This is a genomic window from Variovorax sp. CF079, from assembly GCF_900101545.1.
Classification (GTDB): domain Bacteria; phylum Pseudomonadota; class Gammaproteobacteria; order Burkholderiales; family Burkholderiaceae_C; genus Variovorax.
This window is the reverse complement of sequence record NZ_FMZU01000020.1, coordinates 132,720-154,356: the sequence shown is the minus strand read 5'-3', so window position 1 is coordinate 154,356 and position 21,637 is coordinate 132,720. Positions and strand designations below refer to the sequence as shown.

Sequence of the window (21,637 nt, the reverse complement as noted above, 5' to 3'; positions counted from 1 at the left end):
GTGCTGATCGATGCGCAGACGCGCGACATCGTGCAGGACGTGTATCTGCGCAAGGTCGAGAAGAAGGACGGACAGCTCTACAACGTGGAGTTCGATGTGATCAAGGCAGTCAAGGATCCAGGCAAAGCAAAGTAAGGCGCCCGGACAGCCGCATGCTCACCATCCTCTTCGACGGCATCGCCTACGGCATGCTGCTGTTCGTGCTCGCGGTCGGCCTGGCCGTGACGCTGGGCCTGATGAACTTCATCAACCTCGCGCACGGCGCCTTCGCGATGGCCGGCGGCTATCTCACGGTGTTCGCGATGCAGAAGCTGGGCCTGCCCTTCCTGGCCTGCCTGCCGCTTGCCTTCATCGTCGTCGGTCTGGCGGGCGCGCTGCTGGAGCGCACGCTCTACCGGCCGATGTACGGCAAGCCGCACCTGGACCAGGTGCTGTTCTCGATCGGCCTGGCCTTCATGGCGGTGGCCGCCATCGACTACTTCGTCGGCTCCTCGCAGCAGAACATCCACCTGCCCGAATGGCTGCGCGGCCGCACCGAGATCGGGGCCGATCCGTGGCTGCTGGGCATGGGGCACTACCGGCTCTTCATCATCGCCGTGTGCGCGGTGCTCACCGTGGTGCTGCAGCTGATCCTGTCGAAGACGCGCTTCGGCAGCCGGCTGCGCGCGGCGGTGGACGATCCGCGCGTGGCGGCCGGGCTCGGCATCAACGTCAACGTGGTGTTCCTCTTGACCTTCGCGGTCGGCTCGGGGCTCGCGGGCCTGGGCGGCGCGCTCGGCGCCGAGATTCTCGGCATGGACCCGACCTTCCCGCTGAAGTACATGATCTATTTCCTGATCGTGGTCTCGGTCGGCGGCACCTCGTCGATCACCGGGCCCTTGCTGGCCGCGCTGCTGCTTGGCATTGCCGACGTGGCGGGCAAGTATTTCATTCCGAAGATGGGCGCCTTCACGGTCTACCTGCTGATGATCCTGATCCTGATGTGGCGGCCGCAGGGCCTGTTCACCCGGAGGGGAGGGAAGTGATGGATTTCCAGAAGTCGCTCGTGCAGAAGGCGCGCTGGCGGCCGTGGGAGTTCGCGGTCTGGGCCGTGGCCTTCGTGCTGCCGGGTATTTTTCCGTCGCACGCGCTGCTGATCAACGAGATCGCGATCGTCGCGTTGTTCGCGATGTCGCTCGACCTGATCCTGGGCTACACCGGCATCGTGTCGCTGGGGCATGCGGCCTTCTTCGGCTTCGGCGCCTACACGGCCGCGCTGTTCGCCAAGCTCGTGATGCCCGATCCGACGGTGGGCCTGGTCGTTGCGGTGCTGCTCTGCGCCGCGCTGGGCGCGCTGGCGAGCATCACGATCCTGCGCGGCAGCGATCTCACGCGGCTCATGGTCACGCTCGGCACCGCGCTGCTGCTGCTCGAGCTTGCGAACAAGCTCGACTGGCTGACCGGCGGCGCCGACGGCCTGCAGGGCGTGGTGATGGGGCCGGTGCTGGGACTGTTCGAGTTCGATCTCTACGGCCGCACGGCGGCCTGGTACTCGCTGGCCGTAATGGGGGTCTTGTTCCTGCTGATGCGGCGGATCGTGCATTCGCCCTTCGGTGCCACGCTGAAGGCCATTCGCGACAACCGCCTGCGCGCGATGGCGATCGGCGTTCCGGTCATCTCGCGCATCGCGGTGATCTACACCGTGGCCGCCGCGGTCGCCGGCGCCGCGGGTGCACTGCTCGCGCAGACCACCGGCTTCGCCTCGCTCGACGTGCTGGCCTTCGACCGCTCGGCCGACGTGCTGCTGATGCTGGTGATCGGCGGCGTCGGCTGGCTCTACGGCGGCGTGACGGGTGCGATCGTGTTCAAGCTGCTGCAGAACTGGCTCTCGGCGGTGACGCCGCAGTACTGGATGTTCTGGATCGGGCTGATCCTGGTGCTGCTGGTGCTGGTAGGACGCGACCGCTTGTTGAAGCCCTGGACCTGGTTCGGCGCGCGCCGGAGTGCCAAGCCATGAACGACATCGTTCTCTCGGCCACCGGCCTCGTGATGCGCTTCGGCGGCATCACGGCCACCGACAACGTGACGCTGAACCTGAAGCGCGGCGCGCGCCACGCGCTGATTGGCCCCAACGGCGCCGGCAAGACCACGCTGATCAACCTCTTGACGGGCGTGCTCACGCCCACGGCCGGCCGCATCGTGCTGGAAGACGAGGACATCACGCGCCTGGCGCCGCACCGCCGCGTGGCGCGCGGCATGGTGCGCACCTTCCAGATCAACCAGCTCTTCGACTCGATGACGCCGCTGGAAACGCTGGCGCTCGTGATCTCGCAGCAGGCCGGGCTGGCCGCGCAGTGGTGGCGGCCGCTGGGCTCTTCGTCCAGGGTGTCGGAGCGGGCTGCGCAACTGCTGGAGCAGTTTCATCTGGGTGACGTTGCGCAGCAGCAGACGCGGCAGCTGGCCTACGGCAAGCGCCGCCTGCTCGAGATCGCGATCGCGCTGGCCTGCGAACCGCGCGTGCTGTTGCTCGACGAGCCGGTGGCCGGCGTGCCGGCCGGCGAGCGCGAGGAGCTGCTGCAGACCGTGGCGGCCTTGCCGGCCGACGTGTCGGTGCTGCTGATCGAGCATGACATGGACCTGGTGTTCAGTTTTGCCGACCGCATGACGGTGCTGGTCAACGGAGCCTTGCTCACCGAGGGCGACCCCGACACGATCGCGAACGATCCGAAGGTCAAGGAGGTCTATCTGGGTCAGGGGGCTGTCCATGTCTGAGCTGCTGCGCATCGAGAAGCTCAGTGCCGGCTACGGCGAAGCCGTGGTCCTGCACGACATCACACTCACCCTCGGCGAAGGCCAGACCCTGGCGCTCCTGGGCCGCAACGGCACCGGCAAGACCACGCTGATCAATACGCTGGCCGGTGCGACACGCCAGCATGGCGGCAGCATCGCGCTCGGCGGCGTGGCGCTGCACAAGCTCTCGCCACACCAGCGCGCGGCGGCCGGCATTGGCTGGGTGCCGCAGGAGCGCAATATCTTCAAGTCGCTCACGGTGCACGAGAACCTGAGCGCAGTCGAGCGACCAGGCAAGTGGAACCCGCAACGCGTCTACGAGATGTTCCCGCGCCTGGCCGAGCGCAAGAGCAATCTCGGCACGCAGCTGTCGGGCGGCGAACAGCAGATGCTGGCGGTGGGGCGCGCGCTGGTGGTCAACCCGCGGCTGTTGCTGCTCGATGAGCCCCTGGAAGGCCTGGCGCCGATCATCGTCGAAGAGCTGCTGCGCGCGATCCGCCGCATCACGCAGGACGAAGGGCTAGCGGCGATCATCGTCGAGCAGCATCCGCAGGCCATCCTCGCGATCTCCGACGAGGCGGTGGTGCTCGACCACGGCACGGTGGTGCATGCCGATCGCGCGGCCACGCTGCGAACGCAGCCCGAGGTGCTGGAGCGGCTGCTGGGCGTCGCGCGCTGAACAATGATCGGGCCTACACTGGCTCGATCATGGTCACGACGAAGGCGCTTCACCAAGGTTCGATCTCGGTCATCGACTACCGCTGCGACGCGGGTCCATCCGACCTGGTGTTTGCCGAACTGCATTGCAACAACTCGGTCTCGTACGTGCGCAAGGGCAGCTTCGGTTACCGCTGCGGCGGCCGCTTGTTCGACATGGTCGCCGGCTCGGTGCTGGTCGGCCGCTCGGGCGACGAGTACGTCTGCACCCACGAGCACCACCAGCGCGGCGACGAGTGCCTGTCCTTTCATCTGTCGCCGGAATTGATGGACGAGATCGGTTCACGCCGCGGCATCTGGCGCACCATCGGCCTGCCGCCGCTGCCTGAACTGATGGTGCTGGGAGAGCTGGCGCAGGCGGCGATCGAGGGCGGCAACGACCTCGGGCTCGACGAGGTCGCGCTGCTGTTCACCGCGCGCTTCGTCGCACTCGCCGGTGAACGCGAGCCCGGCGCGATTCAGGTGACTGCCCTCGATCGGCGCCGGGCGGTCGAGGCGGCGCTCTGGCTGGAGGCCCGCTCGCACGAAGCGATCGATCTCGACCAGGCAGCGCAGCAGGTCGGCCTCAGTTCCTTCCATTTCCTGCGCCTGTTCTCGCGCGTGCTCGGCGTCACGCCGCACCAGTACCTGGTGCGCACGCGCCTTCGGCATGCCGCGCAACTTCTGGCAACGGGCGCGCGGCCGGTCACGGAGGTGGCGCTCGACGTCGGCTTCAGCGATCTCTCGAACTTCGTGCGCAGCTTTCATCGCGCGGCCGGCGTGTCGCCGCGGCGCTTCAGGCAGGCGGCGCGCGGCGACCGCAAGATTTTCCAAGAACGCCTGGCCCTGCACGCCTAGGATCGGTTCATCCGTCTGGAGGATTCATGAGCTCGTCATCCGAAAGCGCGGTGCGCGAGGTTGTCAGGCGCTACGCAGACGCCTGGGCGGCCAACGATCTGAAGACCATATTCGACTGCTACCACGACGAGGTGGTCTTCCACTATTTCGGCGGCGGGCCGCTGGCTGGCGTTCACCAGGGCAAGGCGGCCTGCCTGGCCTTGCTCAAGCAGGTGCAGGAGAAGACGAACCGGCGGCTTGTGTCCATCCGCGACGTGCTCGCGGGCGAGCACTTCGGGGTGATCGTCGCGGTCGAGCAGTTCGAGCGCGATGGCGCGACGCATGTGCTGGAGCGGCTGCTGCGATACAGCGTGCGCGACGGCCGGCTCGCCGAGTGCTGGATCTACGACGAAGACCAGCGCCTGGTCGATCAACTGCTGAGGTGAGGCTCACCCCCAGGCTTGCCCACTTCGTGTGGCCGCCAACCCCCTCACCGGGGGCAACACCAGCGGCCCGGCGGAGCCGGTTCCGCGGTGTTTCTGGAATGAGACATCCTTCGCATGCAACTGAAAGGAGAACGTCCATGGCATCCATTCGACGCGAAATACAGGTCGCGGCGAGCGCCGAGCAGATCTGGGAAGTCGTGCGCGACATCGGCGAAATTCACCACCGCCTGGTGCCGGGCTTCGTGACCGACTGCCGGCTCGAGAGCAAGGGCGAGGCCCGCATCGTCACCTTCGGCAACGGCCTGGTGGTGCGGGAGGCGATCGTCGATCTCGACGATGCCGCGCGCCGGCTGGCGTGGTCGGCGACCGGCGGCCAGCTCACGCACTACAACGCATCGATGCAGGTGTTCGCCGAGGGCGACCAGCGCAGCCGGATGGTCTGGATCGCCGATCTGCTGCCGCACGAGGCGGCAGGCGCGATCGGCGCGATGATCGACGAGGGCATGCGCGTCATGAAGATGACGCTGGAGGCTTAGCGGCGCGCTCCCATCGGGAGCCGCCGCGGAGCCGGCTTCGCCGGGCCGCAGGCGGCGCCCCCTGGAAGGGGGTTGGCGGCTACGCGAAGCGAGCAAGCCTGGGGGTTAGTCAATACCCCACGGTGAACCGCTGATGCGGATGCTCCGGATTTTCGATCTCGTCGGCCATCGCGATCGCGTAGTCCTCCATCGAGATCCAGCTCTTGCCGTTGGCGTCGGCCAGCAACTGGTTGACGCCGAGGCGGTAGCTGCCGGTGCGCTCGCCGGGCTCGAAGAACGCGGAGGGCGAGATGAAGGTCCAGTCCAGCTCCTTTTCGGCGCGCAGTGCCTCGAGAAACGCACGGCCCGCCAGCGCTTCCGTCTTGTAGATGGCGGGAAATTCGGGCGTGTCCACCAGCGCCTTGCCGGGCGCTACTTCGAGGCTGCCGGCGCCGCCGACCACCAGCAGGCGCGGCACGCCGGCCTTCTTCGCGGCAGCGATGGCGCTTGCTGCATCGATGCCGCCCGCAAAGTGGGTTGAGCTGATCACGGCGTCGTGGCCGCGCAGCAGCGGCACCAGCGCGTCGAGCTGCGTGGCGTCGGCCTGCTGGAGGCTGAGGCCCGCTTTGGCTTCGGCCTTCGCGGTGTTGCGCGCGATGCCGGTGACGGTGTGGTCGCGTTGCAGCAGTTCGGTAGCGATGCGCGAGCCGGCGCGGCCCGTGATGCCGAGGATGGCGATGTTGCTCATGAAATGACTCCTGGTTGAACGAAAACGGAAAAAGTCGAGGGCTCAGGCTGCTTGCTGCGTCATCTGCGCCAGCTGCTCTCGCCAGGCCTCGGGCCGGCCCAGCCACGCGCTGGCGTCGATGCGTTCGAGGCGGCCGTCGCCGCGCGCCAACGCGAAGGTCGGAAAGCCGCCGCCGGCGACGCGTGCCAGCAGCGCACGGCTGTCGGCGATGTGTTGCCGGGTGCCTTCGCTCGCCTGTTGTGCGAACAGGGCCGCAAACGCGTCGCCGTCGAGCCCGATGTCGATCGCGAGTTCATGCAGCACCGCCGTGTCGGCGATGCGGCGCCCCTCGACGTAGTGGGCACGCTGCAGGCGCTGGAGCAGATCGAGCCCGCGGCCGCCGAGCGCTTCGGCCGCGAGGATGGCTGTGGTCGGCGGTTCGGAATCCATCACCGCCGTGGTGTCGCGCAGCAGGCCTTCGAAGTAGGCCTCGCCGAAGGGCTGGCCCGTGAGTTGCGCGATGCGCCGGTCGTGCGGCATCACGTAGTCGCGCCACTGGGGCGTGATCGGCCGGCGGTTGGCGCCGGTCATCATGCCGCCGCCGTGCAGCGCGATCGCGAGGCCCGGCACCGTGCGTGCCGCCTGGACCAGCGGCGCGGCCGCGTAGCACCAGCCGCACAGCGGGTCGAACAGGTAGTGCAGGATGGGGCTGTCGCTCATTGAACAACCTCCGCGCTGCGCGCTACGGTATTCGCCTTGGGAACGGCCCGGCGGCTCATTGCGCCGGCCACTTCATCTCGCCCTTGATGACCTTGGCGCTCAGCTCGAGCGACGACTGCTGACCCAGGCCGGGGTAGTGCTTCTTCATGGCGGCGATGAGCTCTGCCGAATCCTTGGCCTTCGCGGCTTCGCGCTCGAAGGTCTCCAGGTAGCCGGCGGTGAACTTCACGGCCTGCAGCCCCTTCGGCGCATCGCCCAGGTAGTGGCCCGGCACCACGGTCACGGGCTTGAGCGCTGCAATGCTGTCGAGCGTCTTGCGCCAGGCCTGGCGCGCGGCCGGCGTCTGCGTGTCGGCCACCCACACATGGGTGTTGTGGAACACGGGCACGCCGCCGGCCACGGTCTTCTGCGAAGGAATCCAGACATAGCTGCGCGCCGGGCTCGGGCCCTGGAGGCCCTTCACTTCGAGCTTGCGGCCTTCGAGCAGGATGGTGTCGCCTTCCAGCGGCTCGGGCAGCACCAGCGCCTTGGGCGCGTTGTCCTTGAGGATCGGCGTCCAGTACGCGAGCTTGCCGTCCATCGAGGCCTTGATCGCCGCCACCGTTTGCGGCGTGGCCACGATCTTCGCGTCGGGAAAGGCGGCCTTGATCACGTCCAGGCCGAAGTAGAAGTCGGGGTCGCTGTGGCTGATGTAGACGGTGCGGAGCTTCTTGCCCGTGGCCTTGATCTTCTGCACCAGGGCTTCGGCGTCGTTGCGCTGGAACTGCGCGTCGATCAGCACGGCCTCGTTGCGGCCGCTCACGATTTCCGAGGACACCGGGAAGATGGCCTTGTCGCCCGGGTTGTAGACCTCGAGCTGCAATGCAGCTTCGGCGGCCGAGGCCGGCAGGGTGTGAACGGCTGCGAGCGAGGCCATGCCTGCGGCGAGGAGGGTTCTGCGAATCATGTGGCGCCTGATGGGTGGGAATGGACGGAATCTTATGTTTCTCAATCCGATCAAAAAACCGCATACGATGCAAATATTTGTTGCTTGAATCGATCAAATCATGGACCGCATCACCGCCGCCAAAGTGTTTGTGAACGTCGCCGAGCGCGCCAGCATGACGGCCACGGCCGAGGCGCTCGACATGTCGCGCGCCATGGTCACGCGCTACCTCGCGCACATGGAAACATGGGCTGGCGCGCGCCTTCTGCATCGCACGACGCGGCGGATCAGCCTCACTTCCGCAGGCGAGCAGACCCTGTCGCGTTGCCGGCAGATGCTCGAGGTCGCCGAGCAGATGCAGGTTGCCGTGGATGCGCAGGCCGATGTGCCGCAAGGCCTGCTGCGCCTGACCTGCGCCCAGTCGATCGCGCAGGACGTGCTGGCCGCGGCCGTGGCGGACTTCCTGCGCCGCCATCCGCAAACCGCCATCGACCTGCACATCAGCGACCGCACCGTCAACCTGGTGGAAGAGCGCATCGACCTCGCGATCCGCATCACGAACGACCTCGATCCCAACCTGATCGCGCGGCCGCTGGGAAGCTGCGGCTCGGTGGTGTGCGCGACGCCGGCCTACCTTGCCGAGCACGGCACGCCGCGCGCGCCGCAGGAGCTTGCCCTTCACAACTGCCTGACCTATTCGTACTTCGGCAAGAGCCTGTGGCAGCTCGAGCACAAGGGCCGGCAGATCGCGGTGCCGGTGGGCGGCAATCTCAGCGCCAACGAATCGTCGGTGCTGCTGACGGCGGTGCTCGAAGGCGCGGGCATCGCGATGCAGCCGGAGTACTCGGCCGCGCCGCTGATCGCAAGCGGCCGGCTGGTCGCGCTCCTGCCCGACTGGCGGCCCCAGACGATGGGGGTCTACGGCGTCTACAGCTCACGCCGCCAGATGCCGGCCGCGCTGCGCGCGATGCTCGACTTTCTGGCGGCGCGCTTTGCCGACGCGCGCTACTGGCCGCCGGCCGCAGCCGCGACGCTCAGGAAGAAGCGTTGAGCGCAGACGCCGCGGCGCGGCCGCGCAGATGCGCAACCAGCAGCTTGGCGGCGGGCGACAGGTTGGCCTCGCTGCGAAAGCAGATCGCGAAGCGGCGCTCGGCCCAGGCGTCGGAGAGCGGCACCACGCGCAGGCCGAAGCTGGCCGCGAGCGGATCGATCACCTCGCGCGGCACCACGGCGATGCCGAGGTTCGCGCGCACGCAGCGCAGCGCCGCGTCGAAGGTCGACACCGCCGCGCGGTAGCTGAGCGGCCGGCCGATGATCGCGGCCGCCCGCGCCAGCATGGTGTGGACCGCGGTGGAGGCGGGCAGGCCCACGTGATCGAACGCCAGCGTCTCTTCGAAGCTGCAGCGCCGCCGGCGCGCGATGGCGTGCGAAGGATGCGCAACGATGGCCAGCCGGTCGCGCCGGTAGGGCCAGGCCTGCAGCCCTTCGAGATCCGCCGCATCCCAGCACACGCCCACCGGCGCCGAGCCTTCGCGCAACGCGCGCACCAAGTCGCGGCTCAAGGCTTCTTCGATGTCGACGCGGATGTCGTGGTGCGCCGGCGTCCGCAGGAAGTCCGCGATGTCGTCGGGCAGGAACTCGGCGATCGAGGACATGCTGGCCAGCAGGCGCACCTGTCCCTTCACGCCGCGGCCATGGTCGGCCATGTCGCGGGCCACCCGGTCGGCGCTCGCGAGCATGGCACGCGCGTGTTCCAGCAGGATCTCGCCGGCGGCGGTCGGCGTCACGCCGCGGCGGCGGCGCTCGAAGAGCGTCTCGCCCACGACGTCTTCGAGCTGCGCCAGGCGCTTGCTGATCGCCGAGGCCACGATGTGCTGCTGCTCGCCGGCGCGGGCGATGTTGCGGGTTTCGCAGACCGCGACGAAGAGGCGCAGGCTGGTGAGGTCCAGGTCGCGCATGAAGTTCCAGTTCGGAATGTTGGGCGTTCCAGATTACCGCTTTTGCAAGCAATACGGAATGTCTAAAGTCCACGCATCACATCGGCGCCCCTGCCGATGCGCCTGGAGACAAGAACTCATGCCAATGCCCAACCCGCGGCTGCCGCGCGCCGCCGTCATTCGCGAAGTCGGCCTGCGCGACGGCCTGCAGAGCATCGCGACCATCCTTCCCACCGAGCACAAGCGCGAATGGATCCGCGCGGCGCATGCCGCCGGCCAGCGCGAGATCGAGGTCGGCTCCTTCGTGCCGGCGAGGCTCCTGCCGCAACTGGCCGACACGGCCGAACTGCTCGCGTTCGCGAAGACGCTGCCGGGCCTCTTCGTCTCGGTGCTGGTGCCCAACCTGCGCGGCGCCGAGGGCGCCATTGCCGGCCAGGCCGACCTGATGATCGTGCCGCTGTCGGCCAGCCATGCCCACAGCCTTGCCAACCTGCGCAAGACGCCCGACGAAGTGGTGGCGGAAGTGGCCCGCATCCGCGCGGCGCGCGACGCGGCCGGCTCGAAGACGCTGATCGAAGGCGGCGTAGGCACGGCCTTCGGCTGCACGATCCAGGGCCTGGTCGAGAAGCGCGAGGTGCTGCGCCTCATGCAGGCCCTGCTCGATGCCGGGGCCGACCGCGTGAGCCTGGCCGACACGGTCGGCTATGCCGATCCGGCCATGGTGCGCGAGCTGTTCGAGGAGGCCTTGAAGATCGCGGGCGATCGCTTCTGGTGCGGCCACTTCCACGACACGCGCGGCCTGGGCCTGGCCAACGTCTATGCGGCGCTCGAAGTCGGCGTCGCGCGCTTCGATGCCTGCCTGGCCGGCATCGGCGGCTGCCCGCATGCGCCGGGCGCCAGCGGCAATGTTTCGACCGAGGACCTGGCCTACATGCTGGGCAGCATGGGCATCGCCACCGGGGTCGACATCGACGAGCTGCTCGCGCTGCGCCAGCGCGTGGCCGAGTGGCTCGGCGGCGAGACGCTGCACGGCACGCTCTGGCGCGCCGGCCTGCCCAAGACCTTTGCCACCGAAACCGCGCTCGCCTGACCGAAAGCCCCTCATGAACGCTGAAGACAACAAGCTCCCGCTCGCCGGCGTCCGCGTCGTCGAGTTCACGCACATGGTGATGGGCCCGACCTGCGGCATGATCCTGGCCGACCTCGGCGCCGAGGTGATCAAGATCGAGCCACCCGGCGGCGACAAGACGCGCAAGCTGCCGGGTCTGGGCATCGGCTTCTTCCGCTCCTTCAATCGCAACAAGAAGAGCGTGGTGCTCGACATCACGACGGAAGAAGGCCGGGCGACCGCAACCGAGCTGATCGGCCAATGCGACGTGGTGCTGGAGAACTTCCGCCCGGGGCTGATGAGCAAGCTCGGCCTGGACTACCAGACGCTCTCGGCGAAATGCCCGCGCCTGATCTACGTCACGCACAAGGGCTTCCTGCCCGGGCCTTACGAGAACCGCCTGGCGCTCGACGAGGTGGTGCAGATGATGGGCGGGCTCTCCTACATGACCGGCCCCGAAGGCCGGCCGCTGCGCGCCGGCACCTCGGTCAACGACATCATGGGCGGCATGTTCGGCGCGATCGGCGTGCTGGCCGCGCTGCGCGAGCGCGAGCGCACCGGCAGGGGGCAGGAGGTGCAGAGCGCCCTGTTCGAGAACTGCGTGTTCCTCTCCTCGCAGCACATGCAGCAGTTCGCGATGACCGGCGAGCCGCCGCCGCCGATGCCCTCGCGCGTGTCGGCCTGGAGCGTCTATGACGTCTTCACGCTGGCCGAAGGCGAGCAGCTCTTCATCGGCGCGGTGAGCGACAAGCAGTTCCTGACCTTGTGCCGCGTGATCGATGCGCCTGAACTGGCGCAAGATCCGGCACTGGCCAACAACGCGTTGCGCGTCGCGGTGCGGCCAGCGCTCCTGAAGCGGCTGGGCGAGATCCTCGCGCGGCATCGCGTCGAGGAACTGGCACCCAAGCTCGAGGAAGCCGGCATTCCCTACGCGCCGATCGTGCGGCCCGACCAGCTGATGGACGATCCGCACCTCAAGGCCAGCGGCGGCCTGGTGCCGATGGAGTGCGACGATGGCGGCATGACCGAGGTGGTGTTGCTGCCGCTGCTGATGGGCGGCCGGCGCCCCGGCGTGCGGCAAGCGCTGGCGCGCGTGGGCGAGCACACTGAGGAGGTGCTGTCGCAACTGGCGGCACGCGAAGCTGCCTGACATAAGTTTTCGAGACCAAGGAGACAAAAGATGAACCCCACCCTTTCGCGCCGCACGGTGCTCGGCCTTGGCGCTTCCGCGCTGGCGGCCGCGGCGCTTCCCGCATTCGCCCAAGGCGCCGACAAGCCGGTGCGCATCATCCTGCCGATCAGCGCCGGCTCGGGCGTGGACACCATTGCGCGCGCCGCCGCACCGGCGCTCGGCAAGGCCTTCGGCCAGCCGGTGGTGATCGAGAACCTGCCGGGCGCCGGCGGCATCACCGGCGCCTCGGTCGTCGTCAAGGCCGTGCCCGATGGCCAGACGCTCGGCATGGTGTCGAACAACCACGTGATCAACCCGAGCGTCTACAAGAAGATGCCCTTCGACGCCATCAACGACATCACGCCCATCAGCGTGGTCGGCGCGACGCCGCTGGTGCTGCTGGTGAACCCGAAGGTGCCGGCGAAGAACGTGAGGGAACTGGTCGCGCTGCTCAAGGCCAAGCCCGACGGCTACAACTACGCGTCCTCGGGCAACGGCACCATCATTCACCTGGCCGGCGAGATGTTCATGGACGAGGCCGGCGTCAAGGCGCGTCACATCCCCTACAAGGGCACCGGCCCGATGGTGACCGACATGATCGCGGGCCAGGTCGAGATCGGCGTGGTCGCGCTGCCGGCGGTGCAGCAGCACATCAAGAGCGGCGCCTTGCGCGCGATCGGCCTGTGCGGGCCCGCGCGCTCGCCGGCCGCGCCCGACATCCCGACGATTGCCGAGCAGGGGCTGCCCAACTACAGCGTCGAAGGCTGGTTCGCGCTGATCGGACCGGCCAAGCTGCCGGCGGCGGAAGTGAAGCGCGCGCACGATGCGGTGGTGGCCGCATTCTCCAGCGCCGAGGTGCAGGAGGCGATGGCCAAGCAGGGCAACATCATCAAGCCGAGCACGCCGGAAGAGGCCGCGAAGTACTTCCGCAGCGAGGCCGACAGGTACGCTGCGCTCGTGAAGAAGGCCAACGTGACGCTGGAGTAGTCGGCTCAGCTTTCCGGGCCGACGGCGCGGTACAGCGCGCGCACGAAATCGGACTGCGTGATCATGCCGGTGAGCCGCCTTTCACCATCAATGATCGGGATATGGTGGTGGCCGCCCTCGGAGAAGAGCGGCACCAGTTCGACCATCGGCCGCTCCTCGCTCGCCACGCGCACCTGCCGCGTCATGATCTGGCCGACCACCTCGGGCTTGCTCGACATCACGGTTCGCGTCGCGCGGACGAAATCGCGCAGCCGTCCGCCCAGCCCCTCGTGATGCTCCAGGTCGATGTGGCGAAAGAAGTCGGCCTGCGTCACGATGCCGACCACGCGGCGCGTGCGGTCGATCACCGGCAGCGCCTTGATGCGCCGCTGCTGCATCAAGGACCATGCCTCCTGCAGCGGCGTGCCGAACTCGGCGATCACCGGGTCGCGCGACATGATGTCGGCGCAGCGCACGGTGCCGAGGCGGCGCTTGTACGACTCGAGCTCGGTCTGCCGGATCAGCGATTCGAGGTCGTCGCGGCTGATGTCGAGCACCTGGTTGTAGCGCGCGAGCACCGCATCGATGTCGGCCGAGCTGAAGCGCGCATCGGCCTTGGGTTCGCGCGGCGCGAGCTGCACATGCGGGTAGCGCCGGCCGGTCAGGCTGTTGTAGAGCACGCCGGCGAGCACCAGCAGCACGGAGTTGGCCAGCACCGGATAGAGCGAGAAAGGGAAATGCGTCGTGTGGCTCAGCACGGCGAACAGCGCCACCGCGCCGCCGGGCGGGTGCAGGCAGCGCATCGCGAACATCAGCGCGATGGCCAGCGCGGGCGCGAGTGCGCTGGCCCATACCGGGTCCGGCATCCAGCGTGCGCAGGCCACGCCGACGAGCGCCGAGAACGTGTTGCCGGCGATCACGGACCAGGGTTGGGCCAGCGGACTGGCCGGCAGCGCGAACACCAGCACTGCGCTGGCGCCCAGCGGGGCGACCAGCCAGCGGCTGTCGATGGAAGAGCCTGTCATCTGGGAGAGCAGCGCCGTGAGCAGAAGCCCCAGCCCCGCGCCGGCGACGGCGCGCAGCCTTTCGCGTGCGTTGACGTTGGTGCGCGCCGGCAGCCAGGCGCGCGCGAAAGTCCGCAGATCGTCCCAGCGCATCGTCGTCAGGCCACCTCGCCGGCGAACCTGCGCCCGATCTCGGGCCAGCGCCCGTGCAGCCAGACCCAGGCAACCAGGCCCACGCTCATCATGAGGAGCGAGGTCAACGCCAGCGCCAGCGTCGAATGCATCACCAGCGGCGCAATCACGCCGGCCACGATGCCATTGGCGGTCGAGCCGATCACCGCCTGCAGCGAGGAGGCCATGCCGCGGCGCTCGGGATGCAGGTCGAGCACCAGCAGTGTCACCACCGGCACCATCAGCGCCCAGCCGAAGGCGAACACCGCGATGGGCCACAGCGCCCAGGCCGGGTGCGGCGCGAACAAGGCATTGGCTACGACGTTGAGCAGCGAGGTCGCCAGCATGATCACGAAGCCGTCGCGGATCTGCCGCTTGGGCGCGACCTTGCCTGCCATGCGTCCGCTGGCCCAGGCGCCGGCCATGATGCCGCCGATGGTCAGCAGGAAGAACCAGAAGAACTGGGTGGGCGCGAGCGCCAGGTGGTCGCCGAGAAAGGCGGGCGCGGCCAGCACGTAGAGGAACATGCCGTTGAAAGGCACGCCGCTCGCGAGCGCCAGCAGCAGGAAGCGCGGATCGGAGCACAGGTCCCAGTAGCCGCGCATCAGGTGCCGCACCTCGAAGGGTTGGCGCTGGCTCTGGTGCAGCGTTTCGGGCAGCAGCTTCCAATTGGCGGCGAACAGCACCACGCCCACCGCCACCAGGAACCAGAACACGCTGTGCCAGCCCAGGTGCACGAACAGGAAGCCGCCCACGATCGGCGCGATCGCGGGCGCGATGCCGAAATAGATCGTGACCTGGCTCATCACCCGTTGCGCTTCGGCCGGCGGGAACATGTCGCGGATCACGGCGCGCGAGACCACGATGCCGGCGCCGGTCGACAGTCCCTGCAGCGCGCGGAAGAACACCAGCTCGCCGATGGTCTGCGCGAGCGCGCAGCCCAGCGAGGCGATGGTGAACACGGCCAGGCCCCACAGCACCACGGGCCGGCGGCCGAAGCTGTCCGACAGCGCGCCGTGGAACAGGTTCATGAAGGCGAAGCCGAACAGGTAGGCCGACAGCGTCTGCTGCATCTGGGCCGGCGTCGCGCCGATGCTGCTGGCGATGCCCGAGAAGGCCGGGATGTAGGTGTCGATCGAGAACGGACCGAGCATGCCCAGCACCGCCAGCAGCACGGCGAGCGCCCAGCGCGGGGCGTGCCAGAGTTTGTCTGCGTCGGGGTTCATGCGAGAGGTCTCCGTTCTTGCTTGTTGTGCGCGGGAATACAAAACGCCCGCCGCCGGTGAAGGCAAAGCGGGCGTTCGGGCTCGAAGATCCGCTGAAGGATCAGAGCGTATCAATAAAGCTGCGCAGCTTGTCGGAACGGCTCGGATGCTTCAGCTTGCGCAGCGCCTTGGCTTCGATCTGGCGGATGCGCTCGCGCGTCACGTCGAACTGCTTGCCGACTTCTTCCAGCGTGTGGTCGGTCGACATCTCGATGCCGAAGCGCATGCGCAGCACCTTGGCTTCGCGCGGCGTCAGGCTGTCGAGGATGTCCTTGACCACGTCGCGCAGGCCGGCCTGCATCGCGGCCTCGATGGGCGCCGTGTTGCTGCTGTCCTCGATGAAGTCGCCCAGGTGCGAATCGTCGTCGTCGCCGATGGGGGTTTCCATCGAGATCGGCTCCTTGGCGATCTTCATGATCTTGCGGATCTTGTCTTCCGGGATCTCCATCTTCGCGGCCAGGATGCCGGCGTCGGGCTCGAAGCCGAACTCCTGCAGGTGCTGGCGGCTGATGCGGTTCATCTTGTTGATGGTCTCGATCATGTGCACCGGGATGCGGATGGTGCGCGCCTGGTCGGCGATCGAGCGCGTGATCGCCTGGCGGATCCACCAGGTCGCGTAGGTCGAGAACTTGTAGCCGCGGCGGTATTCGAACTTGTCGACCGCCTTCATCAGGCCGATGTTGCCTTCCTGGATCAGGTCGAGGAACTGCAGGCCGCGGTTGGTGTACTTCTTGGCGATCGAGATCACGAGGCGCAGGTTGGCCTCGATCATTTCCTTCTTGGCATCGCGCGAGGACGATTCGCCTTCGTTCATGCGCTTGTTGATGTCCTTGAGCTCGGCCAGTGGCACCACCACGCGCGACTGGATGTCGGCCAGCTTCTGTTGCAGCTCCTGCACCGGCGGGATGTTGCGTGCCAGCACCGTGCTCCAGGGCTTGCCGGCGGCCGCCTGCTTCTCGACCCACTTGAGGTTGAGCAGGTTGGAGGCCACGCGGTTGCCGTTCTTGTCGTAGCCGCTGAAGTCGCGGATGAACTCTTCCTGCGGGAAGCCGCACTTGTCCACGATGATGCGGCGCAGCTCGCGCTCCTTCTTGCGGACGTCGTCGACCTGCGTGCGCACCAGGTCGCACAGCTTCTCGATCGTGCGGGCCGTGAAGCGGATGGTCATCAGCTCTTCGGACAGCGAATGCTGCGCCTTCTGGTAGGCCGGCGTGCCGTAGCCTTCCTTGTCGTAGATCTTGTGGACCTTCTCGAACAGCGCGGCGATGCGATCGAAGCGCTCCAGCGCGTCGCGCTTGAGTTCCTCGAGCTTCTTGGTCAGCGCCTTGGAGCCGCCCTTGCCGTCGTCGTCGTCTTCCTCGTCGAACTCGTCGAAGTCTTCTTCGGCCACGTAGTCGTCGGCCTCGTTCGGGTTCGAGAAGCCGTCGACGATGGTCGAGATGACGACCTTGCCGTCACGGATCTCCTGGCCCAGGCGCAGGATCTCGGCGATGGTCGCGGGCGAAGCCGAAATGGCCTCCATCATGGCCATCAGGCCGCCCTCGATGCGCTTGGCGATCTCGATTTCGCCTTCGCGCGTCAGCAGCTCGACCGTGCCCATCTCGCGCATGTACATGCGCACGGGGTCGGTGGTGCGGCCGAATTCGCTGTCGACGGTCGAGAGGGCCGCTTCGGCTTCTTCCTCGGCTTCCTCGACCGTGGTCGCCGTCGGCGCGGTGTTGTTCAGCAGCAGGGTTTCGGCGTCCGGCGTCTGCTCGTAGACGGCCACGCCCATGTCGTTGAGCATGGTGACCACGACTTCCATGGTCTCGGCGTCGACCAGCTTGTCGGGCAGGTGGTCGGAGATTTCGCCGTGCGTCAGGTAGCCGCGCGTCTTGCCCAGCGTGATCAGGGTTTTCAGGCGCGAGCGGCGCTTGGCCAGGTCTTCCTCGGAGAGCACGGTCTCGTCGAGGCCGAACTCCTTCATCAAGGCGCGTTCCTTCGCCTTGCTGATCTTCATGCGCAGCGGCTTGACCTTTTCTTCGGTCGTCGCCGCCGGTTCGTCGCCGATCAACTCGTCTTCGATGTCGGACAGGTCGACGTCGCTCGCCGGCGCCTCGTTGCCGGCCTTGGGCTTGCGGCCGCGCTTGGCGCCGCCTGCAGCGGCGGGCGCGCCGGCGGCCTTGGGAGGACGACCGACCTTCTTGGCGGCGGGTTTCGGGGCTTCGGCGATGGGGGTCGATTTCGTGGGCACGGTTTTCACTTTCGTTGCGGCTGTCGCCTTGGACGCGGCGACACCTGACTTAGTTGCCGCCAGGGCGGCCGCTTTCAACGGTTTTTCTGCAATGGGCTTCTTGGCGGCGGACGCGGCAGGCTTCTTTGAACTGGGCATACAACCTCGGTACAACAAGAATGAACAAGCGGAATCACAGACGCCAACAAGCCGGCGCGGGCGGGAGCACAAACAATGGAGCGAAGAGGAGGCAAATCCTCAAGCACGCTTCAAAAAGGCAAGATGTCGGGCGAACATTTGGTGTGCAGTCCTTGCGGTGTATTGACCCTTTTTCCCGTGGGGAAGTGCGTTGCGCTGGAGGGTCGGCCCGGAGGTGCTGCTGTCGCTCTTGCCGTTTCGCGTATAGCGAAGCCTTAAATTATAGCGCGTTGCGCATTTTTCAAGCAAGGTTCGATCCGGCCTGGAGCCGTGCGCGCAGTTCCAGGCGGCGCGCCTCCAACGCCTTGTACCGCTGCAGGGCACGCGGATCGCTCCCTACGGCGCCAATGGCCTCGCTTTGCTGAGCCTTGAGCAGGTCGTCCAGCATGAAGTCGAGCACGTTGCGCAGTTCCCGGGCGGCATCGGCTGCCTGTTCGCCCTCCGCCTCGCCGATGGGCCCTCCGTCGGGGCTGGTCATGACGCGCTCGGCCAAGGCCTCGAAGGCGGTGCCCCGCATGCCTTCGCGCAGCGCGGCCCAGGGCTGCACGCCGTGCTCGTGCAACTGGCTGTCGAGCCAGGCGAAGAGCTGCCCGTGCTCGCCCGGCAGGTCGCACAGCAGGCCGTGCAGCTCATGGGAAAGCCCCTCCCATTCGGCCATGTTCGACAGCAGCAGCCGCGCGGCCACATCCGCCCGGCCGGGCGGCAGCGTGCGGCCGCGGGAGGGCCGCCGGGGGGCGGAGGCGCGGCGGCCCTCCCGCGGCCGGCCATAGCCCTCGCTTTCGCCCCGCTCGCGAGGCGAGGAGGCCGGGGCGCGTGCGGCAGCCGCCGGCGTCCACAGTTCAGACAGCTCCTGGGTGCTCAACTGGACCATCTCGGCGATCTCCCCGAGCAGCTGGCGCTTGAGCGCGCCTTCCGGCAATGCGCTCCAGAGCGGCCGCGCATTGCTGGCGATGTGGGCGCGCCCCTCGGCCGTCCCGAGGTCGCAGCCTTCGCGCGCGGCTTCGAGCATGAAGCGGCTCAGCGGCGTGGCTTCGTTCACGAAGCGCGCGAAGGCATCGGCGCCGAACTCGCGGATGAAGCTGTCGGGGTCGTGCTCGGCCGGCAGAAACAAGAATTTGACGCTGCGCACGTCGCTGGCATAGGGCAGGGCGCCGTCGAGCGCCTTGCGGGCGGCGCGCCGGCCGGCCGCGTCGCCGTCGAAGCTGAACACGACCGATTCGGTGAAGCGGAACAGCTTTTGAACGTGTTCCGGCGTACAGGCGGTGCCCAGCGTCGCGACCGCGTTCGGAAAGCCCAGCTGCGCCAGCGCCACCACGTCCATGTAGCCCTCGGTCACGAGCGCGTAGCCGCGTTCGCGGAAGGCGGCGCGGGCTTCGTAGAGGCCGTAGAGCTCGCGGCCCTTGCTGAACACCGGGGTCTCGGGCGAGTTGAGGTATTTGGGCTTCTCGTCGCCGAGCACTCGCCCGCCAAAGCCGATGCACTCGCCCTTGACGTTGCGGATCGGGAACATCACGCGGTCGCGGAAGCGGTCGTAGCGCTTGCCGTCGCCGTTGTCGTCCGGCTCGCCGGCGATCACCAGCCCGCTCTCGGCGAGCAGCGGATCGTCGTAGTCGGGGAACACGCCGGCCAGCGTGCGCCAGCCCGCGGGGGCGTAGCCGATGCCGAACTGCCGGGCGATCTCGCCCGAGACGCCGCGACCCTTGAGGTAGTCGATGGCCGCGGGCGACTGGCGCAGCTGCTTCTTGTAGGCGTCGCCGGCCTTCTCGAGCACCTCGGACAGGGTGGCCTGCTTCTGGCGCTGGCCGGCAGCGCGGGCGCGCTCCTCGGGCGAGGCGTCGTCCTCGGGCACCTGCAGGCCGTACTGGCCGGCCAGGTCGTGCACCGCCTCGACGAAGCCCATGCCGGCGTGCTCCATCAGGAAGCCGATGGCGTTGCCGTGCACTCCGCAGCCGAAGCAGTGATAGAACTGCTTGGTGGGGCTGACCGAGAACGAAGGCGACTTCTCGCCATGGAACGGGCACAGGCCCATGAAGTTGGCGCCGGCCTTCTTCAACTGGACATAGCGGCCGACGATTTCCACCACGTCGGCGCGCGCGATCAGTTCCTGGATGAAAGAGGCGGGGATGGTCATGTAGGCGGAGAGCGGCAAATCATACGCAAGACCTCATGCCACCGCGGGCCGGCGGCATACTGGTCGCTTCGAATCCCGCGCCGCATCCGCATGATTCGCCACACCGTCCGCCACGCAGTGCCCTTGCTGCGCCATCCCCTCCGGTTCGCCTGGGAGGCGCTCAAGGCCTTCCGGGCCAACCAGGGCCTGCTGCTGGCCGGCGCGGTCGCCTACTACGCGCTGCTGTCGATCGTGCCGCTCCTGATCGTGAGCGTGATCGCGCTGTCGCATTTCATCGACCAGGGAGAACTGCTGAGCGCGGTCGGACGCTATCTGGAGTGGCTGTTGCCGGGCCAGTCGCGGGCCATCGTCGCCGAGCTGTCGAACTTCCTGGCCCATCGGGACGTGCTGGGGCCGGTGCTGCTGGTGACGATGATCTTCTTCAGCTCGCTCGCCTTCACCGTGCTGGAAAGTGCCATGGCGGTGATCTTCCACCACCGCAAGGCCGACCATTCCCGCCACTTCCTGATCTCTGCGGTGATGCCCTACATCTACATCCTGTGCCTGTGCGTCGGGCTGCTGCTGGTGACGCTGGTGTCCGGCGCGCTGCAGGTGATCGGGCAGGAAAGCGTCGAGCTTTTCGGCCGCAGCTGGTCGCTGTCGGGCGTGTCGGGGGTGCTGCTGTACCTGCTCGGGCTGGGCGGCGAGATCTTCATGCTGACCTCCCTCTACCTGGTGATGCCGGTGGGGCGGCTGCGGCTGCGGCACGCGCTGCTGGGCGGCGTGACTGCGGCGCTGCTGTGGGAGATCACGCGCCGCGTGCTGGTGCTCTACTTCGCCACGCTGTCGCAGGTGAACGTGGTCTACGGCTCGCTGACCACCGCGATCGTGGTGCTGCTGAGCCTGGAGATCGCCGCCACGCTGGTGCTGTTCGGTGCCCAGGTGATCGCGCAGTACGAGCGCCTGGAGCGCACCGGCAACGCGACTCCGCTGCCGGCCGAGATCTCGAAGGTCAGCGCGGCGCCAGCCGAATCGCCCCGTCGAGCCGGATCACCTCGCCGTTGAGCATGTCGTTCTCGATGATGTGCTTGGCGAGCTTCGCATAGTCCTCGGGCGTGCCCAGGCGCGAAGGGAAGGGCACGCTGGCGGCCAGCGCATCCTGCACCTCCTGGGGCATGCCGAACAGCATCGGCGTGCCGAAGATGCCGGGCGCGATCGTCATGTTGCGGATGCCGTTGCGCGCCAGGTCGCGCGCGATCGGCAGCGTCATGCCGACCACGCCGCCCTTGGAGGCGCTGTAGGCGGCCTGGCCGATCTGGCCATCGTAGGCTGCCACCGAGGCGGTGGAGATCAGCACGCCGCGCTCCCCGGTGGCCTCGGGCTCGTTCTTGCTCATGGCGTCGGCCGCCAGCCGGATCATGTTGAAGCTGCCGATCAGGTTGACCGTGACGGTCTTGCTGAACACGGCGAGCGCGTGCGGCCCGGTCTTGCCGACGGTTTTTTCGGCCGGCGCGATGCCTGCGCAGTTGACCAGCCCCATCAGCTTGCCCAGCTTCTGGGCGGCAGCCACCACGGCCTGGCCGTCGGCCTCCTGGCTCACGTCGCACTTGACGAAAGTGCCGCCGATTTCCTTGGCGACCGCTTCGCCCTTGTCGGCCTGCATGTCGGCGATGACCACCTTGGCGCCGTTCGCCGCCAGCATGCGTGCGGTGCCTTCGCCGAGGCCCGAAGCGCCGCCGGTGACGATGAAAACCTTGCCGTCGATGTGCATGGGATGTCTCCTGAAAAAACGTTGCCGGCGATCATAGAGCGCAAAAAAAAAGCCCCGTCCGAGAACAGGGCCCTGAATTGGATCCCGAA

General features: G+C 67.7%; 21 protein-coding genes and 1 pseudogene. 13 read left to right on the top strand and 9 right to left on the bottom strand.

All coding sequences use genetic code 11. The features are described from left to right. The 8 genes and pseudogenes from BLS74_RS35185 to BLS74_RS25225 form a co-directional block, all read left to right on the top strand. A pseudogene (locus BLS74_RS35185) lies at positions 1-135 on the top strand (ABC transporter substrate-binding protein); the annotation flags it as partial. 17 nt (positions 136-152) lie between these two features. Next, positions 153-1,025, top strand: coding sequence for a branched-chain amino acid ABC transporter permease (locus BLS74_RS25255; protein WP_093109898.1), 873 nt, complete (start codon positions 153-155; stop codon positions 1,023-1,025). Further along, positions 1,025-1,996: a branched-chain amino acid ABC transporter permease gene (locus tag BLS74_RS25250; RefSeq protein WP_093109897.1), complete on the top strand. Its 972-nt coding sequence runs from the start codon at positions 1,025-1,027 to the stop codon at positions 1,994-1,996. The genes BLS74_RS25255 and BLS74_RS25250 overlap by 1 nt, the downstream gene beginning before the upstream one ends. Next, on the top strand, positions 1,993-2,751 hold the full coding sequence (locus BLS74_RS25245) for an ABC transporter ATP-binding protein (RefSeq protein ID WP_093109896.1): 759 nt from the start codon (positions 1,993-1,995) through the stop codon (positions 2,749-2,751). Before BLS74_RS25250 ends, BLS74_RS25245 begins: the two co-directional genes overlap by 4 nt. Beyond that, positions 2,744-3,448, top strand: coding sequence for an ABC transporter ATP-binding protein (locus tag BLS74_RS25240; protein WP_093109895.1), 705 nt, complete (start codon positions 2,744-2,746; stop codon positions 3,446-3,448). The genes BLS74_RS25245 and BLS74_RS25240 overlap by 8 nt, the downstream gene beginning before the upstream one ends. Before the next feature lie 29 nt (positions 3,449-3,477). Next, complete coding sequence (locus BLS74_RS25235) at positions 3,478-4,323, top strand: helix-turn-helix domain-containing protein (RefSeq protein ID WP_093109894.1); 846 nt, start codon at positions 3,478-3,480, stop codon at positions 4,321-4,323. 26 nt (positions 4,324-4,349) lie between these two features. Next, positions 4,350-4,748 (top strand): nuclear transport factor 2 family protein, encoded by a 399-nt coding sequence (locus BLS74_RS25230; RefSeq protein WP_093109893.1) that lies wholly within the window; start codon positions 4,350-4,352, stop codon positions 4,746-4,748. Between the two features lie 137 nt (positions 4,749-4,885). Next, on the top strand, positions 4,886-5,284 hold the full coding sequence (locus BLS74_RS25225; RefSeq protein WP_093109892.1) for an SRPBCC family protein: 399 nt from the start codon (positions 4,886-4,888) through the stop codon (positions 5,282-5,284). Between the two features lie 109 nt (positions 5,285-5,393). Here BLS74_RS25225 and BLS74_RS25220 read toward each other — a convergent pair whose 3' ends face one another. From BLS74_RS25220 to BLS74_RS25210, 3 genes are read right to left on the bottom strand one after another with little or no spacing between them, the layout of a single operon-like run. Beyond that, positions 5,394-6,011 (bottom strand): NAD(P)-dependent oxidoreductase, encoded by a 618-nt coding sequence (locus BLS74_RS25220; protein ID WP_093109891.1) that lies wholly within the window; start codon positions 6,009-6,011, stop codon positions 5,394-5,396. Between the two features lie 42 nt (positions 6,012-6,053). Next, positions 6,054-6,710 carry a DsbA family protein gene (locus BLS74_RS25215; RefSeq protein ID WP_093109890.1) on the bottom strand — a complete coding sequence of 219 codons (657 nt, stop codon included), beginning with the start codon at positions 6,708-6,710 and terminating at the stop codon, positions 6,054-6,056. 55 nt (positions 6,711-6,765) lie between these two features. Continuing rightward, positions 6,766-7,656 (bottom strand): MBL fold metallo-hydrolase, encoded by an 891-nt coding sequence (locus BLS74_RS25210; RefSeq protein WP_093109889.1) that lies wholly within the window; start codon positions 7,654-7,656, stop codon positions 6,766-6,768. 100 nt (positions 7,657-7,756) lie between these two features. Here BLS74_RS25210 and BLS74_RS25205 point away from each other — a divergent pair, with 100 nt between their 5' ends. Continuing rightward, complete coding sequence (locus tag BLS74_RS25205) at positions 7,757-8,686, top strand: LysR family transcriptional regulator (protein ID WP_093109888.1); 930 nt, start codon at positions 7,757-7,759, stop codon at positions 8,684-8,686. Here BLS74_RS25205 and BLS74_RS25200 read toward each other — a convergent pair. After that, positions 8,670-9,593, bottom strand: coding sequence for a LysR family transcriptional regulator (locus BLS74_RS25200; RefSeq protein ID WP_093109887.1), 924 nt, complete (start codon positions 9,591-9,593; stop codon positions 8,670-8,672). The two genes, BLS74_RS25205 and BLS74_RS25200, sit on opposite strands and share 17 nt — an antisense overlap. A 118-nt stretch (positions 9,594-9,711) precedes the next feature. Here BLS74_RS25200 and BLS74_RS25195 point away from each other — a divergent pair, with 118 nt between their 5' ends. Genes BLS74_RS25195 through BLS74_RS25185 form a run of 3 tightly spaced genes read left to right on the top strand, consistent with a single transcriptional unit; the run spans position 9,712 to position 12,838 of the window. Further along, positions 9,712-10,662 (top strand): hydroxymethylglutaryl-CoA lyase, encoded by a 951-nt coding sequence (locus tag BLS74_RS25195; RefSeq protein WP_093109886.1) that lies wholly within the window; start codon positions 9,712-9,714, stop codon positions 10,660-10,662. A gap of 13 nt (positions 10,663-10,675) precedes the next feature. Then, complete coding sequence (locus BLS74_RS25190) at positions 10,676-11,830, top strand: CaiB/BaiF CoA transferase family protein (protein ID WP_093109885.1); 1,155 nt, start codon at positions 10,676-10,678, stop codon at positions 11,828-11,830. Between the two features lie 30 nt (positions 11,831-11,860). Next, positions 11,861-12,838, top strand: a complete 978-nt coding sequence (locus BLS74_RS25185; RefSeq protein ID WP_093109884.1) for a tripartite tricarboxylate transporter substrate binding protein — start codon at positions 11,861-11,863, stop codon at positions 12,836-12,838. Positions 12,839-12,843: 5 nt separating this feature from the next. Here the strand turns inward: BLS74_RS25185 and BLS74_RS25180 are convergent, their stop codons facing one another. From BLS74_RS25180 to dnaG, 4 genes are all read right to left on the bottom strand, one after another. Beyond that, on the bottom strand, positions 12,844-13,974 hold the full coding sequence (locus BLS74_RS25180) for an HPP family protein (RefSeq protein WP_093109883.1): 1,131 nt from the start codon (positions 13,972-13,974) through the stop codon (positions 12,844-12,846). A gap of 5 nt (positions 13,975-13,979) precedes the next feature. Then, on the bottom strand, positions 13,980-15,218 hold the full coding sequence (locus tag BLS74_RS25175; protein ID WP_093109882.1) for a multidrug effflux MFS transporter: 1,239 nt from the start codon (positions 15,216-15,218) through the stop codon (positions 13,980-13,982). A gap of 100 nt (positions 15,219-15,318) precedes the next feature. Further along, on the bottom strand, positions 15,319-17,628 hold the full coding sequence (gene rpoD / locus BLS74_RS25170; protein WP_093109881.1) for an RNA polymerase sigma factor RpoD: 2,310 nt from the start codon (positions 17,626-17,628) through the stop codon (positions 15,319-15,321). A 280-nt stretch (positions 17,629-17,908) separates the two neighbouring features. After that, positions 17,909-19,798, bottom strand: coding sequence for a DNA primase (gene dnaG / locus BLS74_RS25165; RefSeq protein WP_093109906.1), 1,890 nt, complete (start codon positions 19,796-19,798; stop codon positions 17,909-17,911). A gap of 90 nt (positions 19,799-19,888) precedes the next feature. On the opposite strand from dnaG, the gene BLS74_RS25160 reads away from it, so the two are divergent. Next, entirely contained in the window at positions 19,889-20,842 is a 954-nt protein-coding gene (locus BLS74_RS25160) for a YihY/virulence factor BrkB family protein (RefSeq protein WP_093109880.1), read from the top strand. On the opposite strand, the gene BLS74_RS25155 is transcribed toward BLS74_RS25160, so the two are convergent. Next, positions 20,790-21,548 carry a 3-hydroxyacyl-CoA dehydrogenase gene (locus tag BLS74_RS25155; protein ID WP_093109879.1) on the bottom strand — a complete coding sequence of 253 codons (759 nt, stop codon included), beginning with the start codon at positions 21,546-21,548 and terminating at the stop codon, positions 20,790-20,792. The genes BLS74_RS25160 and BLS74_RS25155 overlap by 53 nt on opposite strands. Positions 21,549-21,637 lie beyond the last annotated feature (89 nt).

Excerpts from the sequence above, each read along its gene's own strand:
- BLS74_RS25255 (WP_093109898.1), top strand. The coding sequence starts at position 153 with ATGCTCACCATCCTCTTCGACGGCATCGCCTACGGCATGCTGCTGTTC.
- BLS74_RS25250 (WP_093109897.1), top strand. The coding sequence starts at position 1,025 with ATGGATTTCCAGAAGTCGCTCGTGCAGAAGGCGCGCTGGCGGCCGTGG.
- BLS74_RS25245 (WP_093109896.1), top strand. The coding sequence starts at position 1,993 with ATGAACGACATCGTTCTCTCGGCCACCGGCCTCGTGATGCGCTTCGGC.
- BLS74_RS25240 (WP_093109895.1), top strand. The coding sequence starts at position 2,744 with ATGTCTGAGCTGCTGCGCATCGAGAAGCTCAGTGCCGGCTACGGCGAA.
- BLS74_RS25235 (WP_093109894.1), top strand. The coding sequence starts at position 3,478 with ATGGTCACGACGAAGGCGCTTCACCAAGGTTCGATCTCGGTCATCGAC.
- BLS74_RS25230 (WP_093109893.1), top strand. The coding sequence starts at position 4,350 with ATGAGCTCGTCATCCGAAAGCGCGGTGCGCGAGGTTGTCAGGCGCTAC.
- BLS74_RS25225 (WP_093109892.1), top strand. The coding sequence starts at position 4,886 with ATGGCATCCATTCGACGCGAAATACAGGTCGCGGCGAGCGCCGAGCAG.
- BLS74_RS25220 (WP_093109891.1), bottom strand. The coding sequence starts at position 6,011 with ATGAGCAACATCGCCATCCTCGGCATCACGGGCCGCGCCGGCTCGCGC.
- BLS74_RS25215 (WP_093109890.1), bottom strand. The coding sequence starts at position 6,710 with ATGAGCGACAGCCCCATCCTGCACTACCTGTTCGACCCGCTGTGCGGC.
- BLS74_RS25210 (WP_093109889.1), bottom strand. The coding sequence starts at position 7,656 with ATGATTCGCAGAACCCTCCTCGCCGCAGGCATGGCCTCGCTCGCAGCC.
- BLS74_RS25205 (WP_093109888.1), top strand. The coding sequence starts at position 7,757 with ATGGACCGCATCACCGCCGCCAAAGTGTTTGTGAACGTCGCCGAGCGC.
- BLS74_RS25200 (WP_093109887.1), bottom strand. The coding sequence starts at position 9,593 with ATGCGCGACCTGGACCTCACCAGCCTGCGCCTCTTCGTCGCGGTCTGC.
- BLS74_RS25195 (WP_093109886.1), top strand. The coding sequence starts at position 9,712 with ATGCCAATGCCCAACCCGCGGCTGCCGCGCGCCGCCGTCATTCGCGAA.
- BLS74_RS25190 (WP_093109885.1), top strand. The coding sequence starts at position 10,676 with ATGAACGCTGAAGACAACAAGCTCCCGCTCGCCGGCGTCCGCGTCGTC.
- BLS74_RS25185 (WP_093109884.1), top strand. The coding sequence starts at position 11,861 with ATGAACCCCACCCTTTCGCGCCGCACGGTGCTCGGCCTTGGCGCTTCC.
- BLS74_RS25180 (WP_093109883.1), bottom strand. The coding sequence starts at position 13,974 with ATGCGCTGGGACGATCTGCGGACTTTCGCGCGCGCCTGGCTGCCGGCG.
- BLS74_RS25175 (WP_093109882.1), bottom strand. The coding sequence starts at position 15,218 with ATGAACCCCGACGCAGACAAACTCTGGCACGCCCCGCGCTGGGCGCTC.
- rpoD (WP_093109881.1), bottom strand. The coding sequence starts at position 17,628 with ATGCCCAGTTCAAAGAAGCCTGCCGCGTCCGCCGCCAAGAAGCCCATT.
- dnaG (WP_093109906.1), bottom strand. The coding sequence starts at position 19,798 with ATGACCATCCCCGCCTCTTTCATCCAGGAACTGATCGCGCGCGCCGAC.
- BLS74_RS25160 (WP_093109880.1), top strand. The coding sequence starts at position 19,889 with ATGATTCGCCACACCGTCCGCCACGCAGTGCCCTTGCTGCGCCATCCC.
- BLS74_RS25155 (WP_093109879.1), bottom strand. The coding sequence starts at position 21,548 with ATGCACATCGACGGCAAGGTTTTCATCGTCACCGGCGGCGCTTCGGGC.